The sequence below is a fragment of the Buttiauxella selenatireducens genome (assembly GCF_031432975.1).
GTDB lineage: Bacteria > Pseudomonadota > Gammaproteobacteria > Enterobacterales > Enterobacteriaceae > Buttiauxella > Buttiauxella selenatireducens.
The window spans coordinates 1,399,012-1,412,081 of the sequence record NZ_CP133838.1; the positions used below are offsets into that span (position 1 = coordinate 1,399,012).

The 13,070-nt window shown below is 51.8% G+C and carries 12 protein-coding genes; 8 read left to right on the forward strand and 4 right to left on the reverse strand.

All coding sequences use genetic code 11. The features are described from left to right. Positions 1–41: 41 nt before the first annotated feature. Both RHD99_RS06495 and RHD99_RS06500 read right to left on the reverse strand, forming a co-directional pair. Entirely contained in the window at positions 42–473 is a 432-nt protein-coding gene (locus RHD99_RS06495) for a hypothetical protein (RefSeq protein WP_309878017.1), read from the reverse strand. Between the two features lie 396 nt (positions 474–869). Continuing rightward, the gene (locus tag RHD99_RS06500) at positions 870–1,286 is read right to left on the reverse strand and encodes a dTDP-glucose pyrophosphorylase (RefSeq protein WP_309879092.1); all 417 of its coding nucleotides are present in this window, start codon (positions 1,284–1,286) and stop codon (positions 870–872) included. A 263-nt stretch (positions 1,287–1,549) separates the two neighbouring features. On the opposite strand from RHD99_RS06500, the gene RHD99_RS06505 reads away from it, so the two are divergent. The 7 genes from RHD99_RS06505 (at position 1,550) to RHD99_RS06535 (ending at position 8,003) form a co-directional block, all read left to right on the forward strand. Further along, entirely contained in the window at positions 1,550–2,155 is a 606-nt protein-coding gene (locus tag RHD99_RS06505; protein WP_309879093.1) for a CDP-alcohol phosphatidyltransferase family protein, read from the forward strand. Beyond that, positions 2,152–3,069, forward strand: a complete 918-nt coding sequence (locus RHD99_RS06510) for a phosphatidate cytidylyltransferase (protein ID WP_309878018.1) — start codon at positions 2,152–2,154, stop codon at positions 3,067–3,069. The genes RHD99_RS06505 and RHD99_RS06510 overlap by 4 nt, the downstream gene beginning before the upstream one ends. Before the next feature lie 6 nt (positions 3,070–3,075). Further along, entirely contained in the window at positions 3,076–3,714 is a 639-nt protein-coding gene (locus RHD99_RS06515) for a lysophospholipid acyltransferase family protein (protein ID WP_374708476.1), read from the forward strand. Continuing rightward, on the forward strand, positions 3,707–5,467 hold the full coding sequence (locus tag RHD99_RS06520) for a bifunctional alpha/beta hydrolase/class I SAM-dependent methyltransferase (protein ID WP_309878022.1): 1,761 nt from the start codon (positions 3,707–3,709) through the stop codon (positions 5,465–5,467). The genes RHD99_RS06515 and RHD99_RS06520 overlap by 8 nt, the downstream gene beginning before the upstream one ends. Further along, positions 5,464–6,753 carry a phosphatase PAP2/dual specificity phosphatase family protein gene (locus tag RHD99_RS06525; RefSeq protein WP_309878024.1) on the forward strand — a complete coding sequence of 430 codons (1,290 nt, stop codon included), beginning with the start codon at positions 5,464–5,466 and terminating at the stop codon, positions 6,751–6,753. Before RHD99_RS06520 ends, RHD99_RS06525 begins: the two co-directional genes overlap by 4 nt. After that, on the forward strand, positions 6,726–7,127 hold the full coding sequence (locus tag RHD99_RS06530) for a hypothetical protein (RefSeq protein ID WP_309878026.1): 402 nt from the start codon (positions 6,726–6,728) through the stop codon (positions 7,125–7,127). Before RHD99_RS06525 ends, RHD99_RS06530 begins: the two co-directional genes overlap by 28 nt. Before the next feature lie 117 nt (positions 7,128–7,244). Beyond that, positions 7,245–8,003 carry a hypothetical protein gene (locus RHD99_RS06535; protein ID WP_309878027.1) on the forward strand — a complete coding sequence of 253 codons (759 nt, stop codon included), beginning with the start codon at positions 7,245–7,247 and terminating at the stop codon, positions 8,001–8,003. Between the two features lie 112 nt (positions 8,004–8,115). Here the strand turns inward: RHD99_RS06535 and RHD99_RS06540 are convergent, their stop codons facing one another. Beyond that, positions 8,116–10,623: a toxin-antitoxin system YwqK family antitoxin gene (locus tag RHD99_RS06540; protein ID WP_309878029.1), complete on the reverse strand. Its 2,508-nt coding sequence runs from the start codon at positions 10,621–10,623 to the stop codon at positions 8,116–8,118. A gap of 55 nt (positions 10,624–10,678) precedes the next feature. Beyond that, positions 10,679–11,776 (reverse strand): DUF4097 family beta strand repeat-containing protein, encoded by a 1,098-nt coding sequence (locus RHD99_RS06545; RefSeq protein ID WP_309878031.1) that lies wholly within the window; start codon positions 11,774–11,776, stop codon positions 10,679–10,681. Between the two features lie 328 nt (positions 11,777–12,104). Here RHD99_RS06545 and RHD99_RS06550 point away from each other — a divergent pair, with 328 nt between their 5' ends. Further along, complete coding sequence (locus tag RHD99_RS06550; RefSeq protein ID WP_309878033.1) at positions 12,105–13,043, forward strand: lysozyme inhibitor LprI family protein; 939 nt, start codon at positions 12,105–12,107, stop codon at positions 13,041–13,043. Positions 13,044–13,070: the final 27 nt, after the last annotated feature.

A 13,070-nucleotide genomic window follows, 5' to 3' on the forward strand; every position in this document is an offset into this window, starting at 1 on the left:
GGCGGGTGGCGTTCTCCGCTAACCCGCCAGCAAAACCTGACCTAACTGCGCAAAAAGCGTGGTGCCTGTAAATCCTCGACCAGTTCGTTCACCAGCTCAAACAACATTCCGATTAATGCACGGTTCACATCCGGCGTATGGGCGCGGCTTAATAGCGTCTGGGTCAGCGCGTGGCAGTACTGGCGTTGTATTTCTGAATCGCTATTCACCTGTATTTTCACTTCTTTTTCTACGGTCAGGCGTTCTACCAGATACGCGGGAAGAGGCTGCTCAAAGGCGGTTTTCATCACTTCCAGGCAGTGTGCGATTCGCCCACAAAGCGCTTGTTGTTCGGTTTCTGTCTGGCATTCGATGAGTTCGTCGGCAAGGGATTCGCAGACGTCGAGAAGCTGGAATAAATCCATACAGGCGGTGATCGGGGAAAGCAGGGCGTTGCTGTATTGAGGCTGTGAAATCGTTTGAGCTGACATCATGGCAATGATTTCCTACAGAGTAAGGGGTATCACCATCACCTGAGTTCCTACGCTCGGGTGGCGGCGCTGATGAGGGTAGGAAACCGACCTCTAAGGAATATCGGTCAGCCCGAAGGCTGCCCCACCAGCGCCACCGTTTATAAGGATAAAGGTGTGTTGGTGCCGCGACAACAAAAAAGACGTAAGCCTCTGATATTGCCTTAGAGAAAACCGGGTTCCTACGCCCGGCACCAGATTTTGCTGGTGCGCAGTAAGAATACGCCCGTGAGTTTGCAGCTGACAAGTTGAATTACAGCGCTTTCAGCGTTGCATTTTTGAACTGCGAGAGTGTTCGCAAAAGGTGAATTAAGAGTGGATGACAATGGTTGATGCGACCGGGTGTCAGGCCACTACCGGTCAAACGGATTTTGCTGGTTGGCGTGCTGTGAATTCCAGCGCCAAGCCAATGAGCGTCATATTTTGTACCGAAGGTTCCCCAGACGCTGCAATAAGCATTCCCTGGAATTTCAGTTTTTTAAATGGCCCGTTAATGATGAGCCTGGCGCGCAGAGCTGGCATAGATAAAGAGCTGATGGGGTAAATAATCCGGCCTTTGATGGCGATCGGTATTTTCCTCAGATCAATGCGTTGCAGGACGCCAACGGTCGTGTAGAGCACCGCCACCGGCGTGACGGAGATTAATGGCTGGGCTGACACACTGACAAAATCCAGCAACAGTTCAGGTCGCAGGTAGTGCAGGCCCGCATGAGGCACAGTCACGCCTGGGATTTCCGGCATGGGGAAAGTCTCCGGGAATAGCTGCAAATCATTCATGGATTTATCATCCGTTATGCCCTGTTCATCTGATAAGGGTAGACGACATTGATAACGATGCGCAGCCCCCACGACGATATAACCCATGCGCTGATTTAGCCGGTCGCATTAATCTCATTAAGTCATGGAAACTTCTGAATTATCAGTTACGAGCCGCGAATGATTCGATATTCATCGCACTGATGGAACGGAAGGGTCGAGCCCATTAAACAATAGTGGTAGTTTTATTATCCAACTTAGCTCGCTCATTATCAGGGAACATGATGACGCTATATCAGATAAAACCTGCTTTTCAGGCAATTTTACGCCCACTGATGTTTTGGCTACACAAACGCGGTGTCACCGCTAATCACGTTACCCTGGCCGCGATGGCGCTCTCCTTTATCACCGGCGCGGTGCTGATTATTTTCCCTTATCCGAAGTTATTCGTTCTCCTGCCCGTCGTCTTGTTTATTCGGATGGCACTCAATGCCCTGGACGGCATGTTGGCACGCGAATGTCATCAACAATCTCGCCTGGGCGCTATCCTCAATGAGTTGGGCGATGTGCTCTCCGACATTGCGCTTTATCTGCCTTTTATGCTGCTCCCCGAAAGCAACATGCTGCTGGTGCTGGTCATGTTGTTCTGTGCGGTGATGACAGAGTTTTGTGGCGTACTGGCGCAAACAATTAACGGTCTGCGCAGTTATGCCGGGCCGCTGGGGAAAAGTGACAGAGCGTTGGTGTTTGGCGCGTGGGGGCTGGTGCTGGCTATCTGGCCGCAGTGGGTGCAATGGAATAACGTCGTGTGGGGCATTGCTACCGTGTTGCTATTGTGGACGTTGGTGAACCGTTGTCTGAGTGCACTGCGTGAAGAGGCGGCGAAATGATGTTGTTGGAAAAATCCCTGGCGGTCATTTTTGCACTTCTGCTGGTGGCATCGGTGGTGAATGGTCTGCTGGTGTGGCTACGCCCCGGTAAAGACTGGCGCGAGCTGACGCTGCGCATCCGCACATGGTGGGTCATCATTGTGCTGTTTTCCCTGGCGATGTTAAGCCCGAACTGGCTGGCGCTGACCTTCTTCGCGCTGGTCAGCTTTATGGCGCTAAAAGAGTTTCTCACGCTGGTGCCTTCCCGCCATTCCGCCCGTATGCCTCTGTTGTGGATGTTTATTGCCATTCCGCTTAACTACTGGCTGATTGGTATCGGCTGGTACGGCATGTTTGTGGTGTTTATCCCGGTTTATGTCTTTTTATTTTTACCGGCGCGGATGGTGATGACTGGCGACACTCAGGGGTTCTTACGCACCGCGTCCCAGCTCCACTGGAGCCTGATGACGACGGTGTTTGCCTTCAGCCATGTCGCCTTTTTGCTCGTGCTGCCCGCGGATGGCCAACAGACTGGCGCTTTGCTGGTTCTGTTTTTGGTCGGCCTGACGGAGTTCAACGACATCGCGCAATACCTGTGGGGGAAATCGCTTGGGCGCATCAAAGTGACGCCGAAGGTCAGCCCTAACAAAACCCTTGCCGGGCTGGTGGGCGGGGTGGCGACAACGGCTTTGCTGGCCACGTTGCTGGGGCCAGTGCTCACGCCACTCAGTTGGCCGATGGCGCTGTTGGCGGGGTTGATTATTGGGATCACCGGATTTTGCGGTGATGTCGTGATGTCCGCCATCAAACGGGATATCGGCGTTAAAGACAGCGGCACGCTGTTGCCTGGTCACGGCGGCATTCTCGACAGGCTGGATTCGCTTATCTTTACCGCTCCGGTCTTTTTCCACTTCATTCGCTACTTCTGCTATTAACTTATGATGATACGAATTCTTCGCACGCTCTTTACGTTGTGCATCGTCTGGCCAGTGATCTGGCTCTGGCTGGGTCTGCGCGTCAGGCATCGTGAGCGGCTGCCGAAAAACGGCCCGGCGATTGTGGTGGCGAATCACAACAGTCATATGGATGTTTTTGCACTTCTCTCGCTCTTTCCCTTACGCCAACAGGCGAAGATTCATCCGGTCGCTGCTGCCGACTATTTTCTGCGTGATAAACGCATGGCGTGGTTTGCGCTCAACATTCTCAACATTATTCCCATCTCGCGTGAGGGCGGAAATACCAACCCGTTGGCGCAGTGTGAACAGGCGTTACGTGATGGCAAGACGTTAATCCTCTTTCCTGAAGGAACGCGTGGCGAGCCGGGAACACTGTCACCGTTGAAATCCGGGCTGTGGCATTTGAGTCAAAGCCTGCCGGAAGTCCCGATTATTCCGGTTTGGCTGCGCGGGACAGAGCAGGTGATGGCGAAAGGTAACCGTATTCCGCTGCCATTATTTATCGATGTCAGTATTGGTGACGCGTTGAGTTTTCATCCCGAGAAAAAAGTGTTTATGGACGAACTGAAGCAGCGCTTGCTGACTCTTCAGCAACAAACAACAGGAAATCACCCTCATGAGTAATATCCGCACGCCGGACGAGCGGCAGTTTTTGACCAGCGATCGCACTGAGTTATTTTATCGTCACTGGCCTGCCGTATCGCCAGGTGCAACACCGAAGGTGATTGTCCTGTTTCATCGCGGGCATGAACATTCCGGGCGTCTGCAACACATAGTGGATGAGCTGTCGATGCCGGATACCACGTTTTATGCCTGGGATGCTCGTGGTCATGGCCGCTCACCCGGTCAGCGCGGCTACAGCCCGTCGCTGGCCCGTTCGGTGCTGGATGTTGAAGAGTTCGTCCGCTTTGCGGCAGCGGATAGCCAGGCGTCAATGGAAGATGTGGTCGTGATTGCACAAAGCGTCGGCGCAGTCATGGCTGCGACCTGGGCCCATGATTACGCGCCACCCATTCGCGGGCTGGTGCTGGCATCTCCTGCGTTTAAGGTCAAATTGTATGTGCCGTTTGCCCGTTCGGGGCTGGCACTGATGCACCGTCTGCGCGGTCTTTTTTTCGTTAACTCGTATGTCAAAGGAAAGTACCTGACGCACGATCCGGAACGCGTCGCGAGCTTCAATCAGGACTCACTCATCACCCGGCCTATTGCGGTGAATATCCTGCTTGATCTCTACAAAACAGCGGAGCGGATTGTCAGCGACGCCAGCGCAATTACCTTGCCCACGCAGTTGCTGGTCTCCGGTGAAGATTACGTTGTACACCGTCAGCCACAGATTGATTTTTACCAGCGGTTGCGCAATCCACTGAAAGAGCTGCACGTGTTGCCGGGCTTCTATCACGATACGTTGGGGGAAAAAGAGAGACATCTGGCATTCGACAAGATCCGTGGGTTTATTGACACGCTTTATGCCATGCCGCCACAGCGTTTTGACTACAGTCATGAAGACCTCTGGAGCCCAGGCGCTGATACCTGGCGAATGTTAAGCGGGGGGCCGGAACCTTACTCGCTTGAAGATATTGCGTATCGTGGTTTGCGCTTTGGTATGAAGACGTTGGGCACGCAGTCGACAGGGGTACGTCTGGGATTTGATACTGGGTTTGATTCCGGTAGTACGCTGGATTATGTCTATCTTAATCAGCCTCAGGGCAGCAGCAAGCTGGGGCGTTTGATTGACAAAAACTACCTCAATAGCGTGGGGTGGAAGGGGATCCGCCAGCGAAAAATCCATCTGCAAATGCTGATTCAGCAGGCGGTTTCGCAGCTGATTGAGCAGGGCAAAGAGGTGCGCGTTGTTGATGTCGCCGCCGGACACGGGCGCTACGTGCTCGACGCGCTGGAAGGTAAAGAGGCGGTAAGCCATATTTTGCTGCGCGACTACAGCGAGTTAAACGTAGCGAAAGGACAAGAGATGATTGCCTCTCGCGCAATGGCAGAGTATGCACGTTTTGAACGTGGTGACGCTTTCAACCGTGAAGAACTGGCATCACTTGAGCCTCGTCCAACGCTGGGGATTGTTTCTGGTCTGTACGAACTGTTCCCGGAAAATACGCTGGTGCGTAACTCGCTTGCCGGGCTGGCTGACGCGATAGAGCCTGGCGGCATTCTGATCTACACCGGGCAACCCTGGCACCCGCAGTTAAAAACTATCGCCTGGTCACTCACCAGCCATAAAGATGGCAAAGGGTGGGTAATGCGCGTTCGTACTCAGGGAGAAATGGATGCGCTGGTGCGGGAGGCGGGGTTTGATAAATGCAACCAGTTGATTGATGAATGGGGCATTTTCACCGTTTCTATGGCGGTGCGCCGCAAATCATGACGAACCGACGTTCCCTTTATTTGCAGGGTTTGGGTTGGTTAATCCTGCTCGCTCCCTTTTTCTTTTTAACCTATGGGCAGGTTAATCACTTTACAGCCGGACGCGAAAACATTGGCAGCCTGGTGTTGAGTTGGGAGCGGTACATTCCGTTTGTGCCGCTGACTATCCTCCCGTACTGGAGCCTGGATTTGCTGTACGGTCTGTCGCTGTTTATCTGCACATCGCTAAACGAACAGCGACGGCTGGTCTGCCGGCTTGTCCTGGCGTCACTCGTCGCCTGCGGCGGTTTTTTGCTATTTCCCATGCAGTTTACCTTTACCAGACCAGAGGTAACCGGCCTGGCTGGCTGGTTATTTGGGCAGCTTGAACAATTTGACCTGCCGTACAACCAGTCGCCTTCGTTACATATTATTCTGTGTTGGCTGCTGTGGCGGCATTTCAATCGTCATCTAAAGGGAGCCTGGCAGAAGCTAAACAGCGGCTGGTTCTTGCTGATTGCCGCTTCTGTTCTGACGACCTGGCAGCATCACTTTATTGATGTGATAACTGGTCTGGGCGTCGGGATGGTGATCGACTGGTTGATCCCGGAACAGGGAAAATGGGGTTGGCGAGTCGCTGATGGGAAACGTAAAACGTTGGCAATCCGCTATCTGTGCGGTGCGTTAGTCTGCCTGGCTGGAACCTTTCTGACCACCTGGCTGTGGTGGCCAACACTGGCACTGACGATTGTGGCACTTGCCTACGGTATTCTTGGTGCGCAAGCCCTTCAAAAAGATGGAAAAGGGCGACTGACGCCAGCGGTGTGGTGGCTGCTGCTCCCCTGGCGCATCGGGATGATGCTCTCTATGCGGCTTTATACTCGTCATCTCCCGGCGATGAGCCCCGTGATTGATGGCGTGTTTTTAGGTGTGTATCCGCGCACGCCACCCGAACAGCGTGCAGTGTTGGATCTGACCAGTGAGTTTCCCCGCTCCCGCGTGCTTCAGAGCGTAACTTATCAATGCGTGCCAATGCTGGACCTGGTAAAACCTGACGAAGCGGCGCTGGCACAGGCGGTAGAGAAACTGGAGCGCTTACGCACGACGCAGGGGAGTGTACTTATTCACTGTGCGTTGGGGCTTTCACGCAGTGCGCTGGTTGCAGCCGCCTGGTTGTTACAGCGTTATCCGAAACTGGCTTGCGCTGATGCCGTTGAGCAAGTGCGTAAAGCTCGCCCGCAGGTCGTTTTCACCTCAGAACAGTTGGAGTTGCTGGAAAAATGGAAGACAACAATAACGATGCCGTAAATACAGGCGCGCTACAGTCGCTCCTGGTGCAACAAACGCTGGATAGCTGGCGTTTCTTTCTGTTGTTTTCCGTTCCGCCAATGGTATGGGCTTTCTTTAAGGCACCATCGGACCTGACTCGCGTCGTTATCGTGTTGTTGTGCGGCATAGTCTGGTTTGGTTGCTGGCGTCTTTGGCTGGATACGCGATATTTTCGCGTGGTAAACGAAGAAAATAACCTTCAAGCGGGAGAAGCGTTGAGCTTTATCTGGCAGCGCGAAAAGTTAAAAACGTTCTCCCTTGCCGAGCGCCAGCAGGGTGCATTGAAACAGTGTCGACGCACAATGTGGGTCGCTGGTGCGCTATGGGTCGTCTGGCTGATGGCGTTGATATGACGTTTTATACAGCAGAAGCTCCGGCGGGGAATCGGCCAGCATGATACTCAAAGAGAGCAATTTTTTCAGAAGCTGAAAAATACGGCTTCACGGTAATCGACTATAGAGGGATAAGTCATGGTGTTAAAAAAACGAAATTTGATTGCATTGGGATTAATATCCACAATGATTTCTGACATTTCATTCGCTGCATCAAATGAAGAACAACTCGATGAGACAAAAATCAACAATATTATTCAGGGGTTTTTAGTTGATTTAAATAATGTTCCGAGTAATGCCTGTATTACTCTTCCTGGTTTTGGCCATAAACTACCGGCATATGTCAAAACATCTGTTCTTCAAACCGCCGGAGGAGAGATGAGAAAAGATATTGACTCTCTGATAAAAAATAAATTAATGACCGTCAAAATTAATGCGAAAAAAGGTTCGTTGTATCCTGAAGATCCTGATTATATAAAAGGAGAAGAATTCCCACTGAGTTATATTGAGCTAACGCCAGAGGGTGAAAAATTTCTCCGTCATGATAAGAGTAAACCGATTATCTCTAAATCAGGCAACAAAATTGTTTTCCTGACAAATAGTTTCTGCGCATATGTTTTATATGGCGGCATGGAAAAATTCACAAAACCCACGAAAAATCCATTTGATAACAATCCTCATAAAGTTTCGTGGGTGAATTTTTTATGGAAACCCGATCTGAGCAAAACCCCGTGGCTTGCCGATGAAGTGCTTATGGATGCACTCCCGTATTACCCTGAAGATTATCCAAAACATAATAGCAAAAAGGAAAACTGGGCCAGGATAGGTATGATGCTTGAACAAAGTGATGACGGTGTATGGGGAGCAGGAGAGAAACCTTACACGCTCAGGTGGTAATTTATCTGGCCTCGCAAGCTATGCAGGCTGAGTAACGGCGATTAACGTGATGTAAGAGATAAAAAAGCGGCCATTCGGTTTCGAAGGCCGCTTTTTTTGTGCATGCCGATCGCTACTTGCTGGGTGTTGCTGGCGTTGTAACTGGAGTCTGCGTGGCAAGCGGGAGCCCGTCACACGGACCTTTGCTTCTCTCTACGCTGCCGTCTTTAGCGTAGCGCCGCCAGCAGTATTTATCGGCACCGGTAAAGAAGCTTTCGTCGAGAAGACGGCCATTGGAGTAGGATTTTTCATAGCCCACGGTCTGGCTGGGCGAGCGGATCAGCACGGCAAAAGTGCGTCCTTTTTCGGTACGGGTATCCGGGCTTTCCTGTTTGGTTATCGAGACGGTGCGATAACTCCACATATAGCGATAGTTGAAAAAGACGTTACTTCCCGCATAACGCTGCTCTGATGCGAGCGCGCCGTCTGCGCCATAGCTGATCTCATTGATGTCCCAATTACTGTCTTTCCACGTGATGCGCTTCAGACGTCCGTTAGGGTGAAAATAAAATTGTGAACCACAAGCAGCACCCGCATTGCTCCACCGATAGGGCCTACCCGCATAGGTTTCATCAGGTTTCTGACAGGCTTGCTCGATGGCGCGCAGGCTGTCGGTGCTGCTATCAAAACCGTAACTCACGCCAGTGACCCGGTTGTCCCATTGGGGCAACACTTGAATTAAGCGGTTGTCGTCCTGTTGGGTGCCGGTTGAATACAGAGTTCTTACCCCTTGCTCTTTGCCGTTGACATACGGCGTGACGCTGTTCAATTGGCCGCTTTTAGTGAAACCGTAGGCGTTGCCGACTTTGGTTTCACCGGTTTGGAAATACAGGCGGGTGAGGCGACCATTTTCGGCGTATTCACGCTGTTCACCGGATAAGAGACTGAATGCTCGCGGCTTTCCAGCGGGAGTACAGCGTTCACGATCTTGTGGATCACAATCAGCTTTCGGATTTTTCGGCGCGATCTGCTTCCAGTTTTTCAACTGCGACAACGGGCCGGTTTTGACTTTGCCGTCATAGAAGAAAAACTGCTCGCCGTTTGGCTGGTCCTGCACGTAGCGCGTTATTTCGGCTAATTGCCCGGAAGGGTAGAAGCGCCGCTCTTCGCCTTCCAGCAGGCCTTGCTGGTAAGTGCTTTGGCGGATCAGGACATTGTCAGCGTTATAACTTTTTTGTACGCCGTGCAGCACGCCATCCAGATATTCCGATTCCTCGCGTTTGTCACCATGAGTCTCTGCCCAGTGGCCCGCTTTCTTCCCGTCACGATATTCGCCTTTGTAGAGCAAACTCAGCGGATTGGGCTGGGTTGTGGTGCTGGCCGACAGCTCATAGCGCTCGGTCGGGCCATTGAGCTGACCATTGCGGTAGTTTTCCCACGCCAGCACGACGGGGGGTTGGCTGTCTGTGGACAGCAGCCATAAACCTTCCTTGAGATTATCTTTGTACTGGCCGCGCCAGTCGCTGTTGCTGGGGACATCCCATTCGCTCCACATGCCCTGGCGTTGGTCATCGACATAGTCGCCGCTTTCTTGCACGGCACTATTCTCGGTATTGATAAATTCCCAATGTCCTTGCCGTTTTCCCTGTGCGTAGTTGCCGCGAATTTGTGGGAGGGCATAGCAGTTATTGACGCTGAATTGCATCCAGGGGCCGTCATAGTCGGGTTTGGGGGACGCTTCCGGTGCGCTTTCAAAAATGACTGGCGCTTTATCGGCGCGCATATAGGCCACTTTCCATGTGCCAAAAACCAATTCTTCATCCTGGCACATGTCGATACGGGCCAGAATTTGGGTCAAGACATACGTCAGGACCTGTCCATCGGCGGTGGTTACCGATCGCGTCAGTTCAGGATAGCGGGTGATCGCAAACAAAGCTGAAGCCGCATTCTTGACGGTGTTTCCTTGTTCATCGGCATAGCCAACCGGCTGTGCCGGGCTGGCAAGTTGACCGCGCAGCAGCGCCTGGATTTCTGGTGGGCTATCGGCAGGTAAGTCGTAAGAGATGCGATAGTCTTGCGGTTGCAAGGCGCGTAAAGCTTTGCGACTGGACGCCACGGTAAAAGGCTTGAGTGCGGGCGCAATGGTATCCAGCTTTGCCTGCATGGCGGCGAGCGGGGAATAACTCCCCCCGGAGGCGGCATAAGCGCGCAGATGCTGGCCTTGTTTATCTTCATACATCACCACTACTTCATCGCGATTTCCGCCGTCGAGATCCTGGAAAAAGACCGCGACGATGCGGGCATCAGTAAAACTATCGATAACGTCATGATAGGTCTGGCTGTCATCCTGATAATCGGGGCGGCTGAACAGGGCGTAGGTCGTCTCGCCCTGTTGATAAAAGCCCAGCACAGAACGTTCTTCGCTATCTGGCAGCGTCAACGGGCCATGTACCGGTTTGCTTTGCAGCAAAGCTTCGCCAGAGGGTGCAGCGGGTGCGGATGAAGCGCCATTTTCCACCGCCTCAATCGAGCCAGTTTCTTGCGTTGCCAGTGCTGGCCAGGGCAGTACGGTGCTTAACAGCCCACCTAATAGCAATATCGAACCACGCCGGAAGCGGCGGGATAATCGGTTACCAGTCATACTTTTCCCTGCTTTGAAAAAGCGTCTGCGCGAAGTAAGTTGATTGGACGGCATATTACTGAGCCTGAGGCGGTAACAGCGTAATGGTGCTGTTGATAGTGCTGATAGCAATCTTTGCATCAGAACTGCCGCGTTGCAGAGTCAGAGTTTTGTCGGGTAAAGGCAGATGGCCAGGCTTGGCTTGCTCGGAAGTCAGCTGGTTGACGATGTTGCCACCTGCGCCCCCATTCACCTGTACGCTACCGGCAAAGTCTGGTGCGACTTGCACGGACAGCGCGGCACTGACGGTCTGAATTTCACCTTGCTGTACGCTGGCTGGGAGCCGGATCGTCGCCTGGCCGGATTGCAGATTGTCGCTAAAGCGCGTGGCTTGGGTGGCCTGGATTTTTTGCGTGCCGTCAATCTGCTCGATGCTGATGTCTTTGGCCTGGCTATTGGCGGTCAACTGGCCGCGGATAACCTGATAAAACACAGTGCCCTGACTGGCGGTATCATTTAGCACCCCGACGGCCTGTTGCAGGCGCAAGGTGCCGCTGAGATTGCTGGTATGCAAGCTGCCTAGCTGATTGTAGAGATGGATAATGCCCTGCAAATCACTGGCGGTTATCTTGCCTGTCAAGGTACTGGCTGACAGAGTGCCGGAGAAGTGCTGGAGGTCCAGATCCACTTGTTTACCACGGATATTCAGCACGTCCTGATAATGTCTGGGGACGGCGAGAGTGGCTTGTACGCCGCTGACCTGCATCAGATCCAGCGACGGTGGCGCCGGTAAAATTACGCGCTGGTGTTTGCCATCTGCCTGTACTCGCACCTCGCGGACCGGTGCTGGCAGCTCTGCCAGTTGGCGTGCTTGATCATTTTCCGGGCGCGTCAGATCCAGTGCGTTGATCGTCAGGGTGACGGTCGGTTTATCGTCGTCACGTCCAATCACGCTCAGGCGGCCTTTTTCCAGCTCAACAGTCAGTTGAGTGCCCGCTGGCCAGTTAATCTCCTGGCTGGCAGGAAGCGCGGGGGCGGGCGATTCTGCGCTCCACGCTGGCGCGCAGCTCATGGCCAGGGTGATGCTGAGCCATACGGTGAGAACGGGAAGGGACAAACGAAGCAGGAAAGGCGAACGGCGTGATCGACGGCCGACGAAAGATGGCAACATCATGATTATCCTTAACTGATACTGCGGCACTCACCTTCCTTTACAACAGAACGCTTCAACAGTGCTGTCTCTGTGAATGCCTAATGTTTAATTATACAAATTATCAATTTCATCCTGAAGAACAATGGGGCGATAACGTGATGATTAACCGCAAAAAAAATCCCATTTTATCGCCATGCATTCATTTCCCCCCGTATAGAGCAGGCAGAATCATTTTACTTTGGTCATCCCTTGGGCAAAATGGGTCTGGTGAGCAGAGTATTTAAAATTTAAGCTCTTTCAACGACACAGAAAGTGTTCTCGGAGTCACTACCCATAAGGGAATATCAGTATGCTTAGCTTTAATCGAGTATTTACATTCGTGACGTTATTGGCATTACCTGCGTCGGTGATGGCAATTGATTGTTCAAAAGCGACATTGAAAGATGACACCGCAATATGTGCCAGCCCGTATTTGATGCAGCTTGATGCAGTTTTAAATAAAAGCTATGCCTTAGCTCGAAAGCACTCAGATAAAGAACTATTAAAAAATCAGCAGCTAAGTTGGTTAAAAGAGCGCCAACTGTGTAGTGATGATCTTTCCTGTCTCGGCAATAGCTATATATCGCGGATCAGCAAATTGGCATCAGTGGATAATATTTCAGTGATCCATACCGCATCAAAGCAATGGGATTTTGTACTTTCAGTTTCCGGCTGTAATCAGGACACATCATATCCAACCTGCGAAGGGCCTGGAATGTTAGATATTTTTACCAAAGATACCGGAAAGCTGGTGCAGCATTTGCAGCCTCAAAATATTTTTATTGAGCTCAATAGCAAAGGGAAAGCCACGGCAAATTTGGTTGAGATGTATGGCGACAATAACAGTGGCCTGGTTGTTGATGACATTAACTTTGATGGCTTCGATGACATCGCCCTGCGAACGGGCAATGAAGGAGCTTACGGTGGTCCTTCTTATGAAGTGTTACTTTACAAACCGAAGTCCAAAAATTTTGTTAAGAATGATGCATTAACTCAGCTCGGTAGCGAAAATCTGGGGTTGTTTGATATTGATCCTCAGTCTCGAACCCTGACAACATCAACCAAAAGCGGGTGTTGCTGGCACCAATCTAAAGTATGGAAAATTAACAATGATCAGCCTGTACTCATTGAGGAAATCACTGAAGCCGCAGGAAGCGGTAATAATCAAAACACGATGATGATCACAACGCGTAAATGGGTCAATGGACAATGGCAAACAACGGAAAAGAAAGCTGAAACATCGGAATAAATAAGATGGGGTGAGCGGGTACAGCCA

Excerpts from the sequence above, each read along its gene's own strand:
- RHD99_RS06495 (WP_309878017.1), bottom strand. The coding sequence starts at position 473 with ATGATGTCAGCTCAAACGATTTCACAGCCTCAATACAGCAACGCCCTG.
- RHD99_RS06500 (WP_309879092.1), bottom strand. The coding sequence starts at position 1,286 with ATGAATGATTTGCAGCTATTCCCGGAGACTTTCCCCATGCCGGAAATC.
- RHD99_RS06505 (WP_309879093.1), top strand. The coding sequence starts at position 1,550 with ATGACGCTATATCAGATAAAACCTGCTTTTCAGGCAATTTTACGCCCA.
- RHD99_RS06510 (WP_309878018.1), top strand. The coding sequence starts at position 2,152 with ATGATGTTGTTGGAAAAATCCCTGGCGGTCATTTTTGCACTTCTGCTG.
- RHD99_RS06515 (WP_374708476.1), top strand. The coding sequence starts at position 3,076 with ATGATACGAATTCTTCGCACGCTCTTTACGTTGTGCATCGTCTGGCCA.
- RHD99_RS06520 (WP_309878022.1), top strand. The coding sequence starts at position 3,707 with ATGAGTAATATCCGCACGCCGGACGAGCGGCAGTTTTTGACCAGCGAT.
- RHD99_RS06525 (WP_309878024.1), top strand. The coding sequence starts at position 5,464 with ATGACGAACCGACGTTCCCTTTATTTGCAGGGTTTGGGTTGGTTAATC.
- RHD99_RS06530 (WP_309878026.1), top strand. The coding sequence starts at position 6,726 with ATGGAAGACAACAATAACGATGCCGTAAATACAGGCGCGCTACAGTCG.
- RHD99_RS06535 (WP_309878027.1), top strand. The coding sequence starts at position 7,245 with ATGGTGTTAAAAAAACGAAATTTGATTGCATTGGGATTAATATCCACA.
- RHD99_RS06540 (WP_309878029.1), bottom strand. The coding sequence starts at position 10,623 with ATGACTGGTAACCGATTATCCCGCCGCTTCCGGCGTGGTTCGATATTG.
- RHD99_RS06545 (WP_309878031.1), bottom strand. The coding sequence starts at position 11,776 with ATGATGTTGCCATCTTTCGTCGGCCGTCGATCACGCCGTTCGCCTTTC.
- RHD99_RS06550 (WP_309878033.1), top strand. The coding sequence starts at position 12,105 with ATGCTTAGCTTTAATCGAGTATTTACATTCGTGACGTTATTGGCATTA.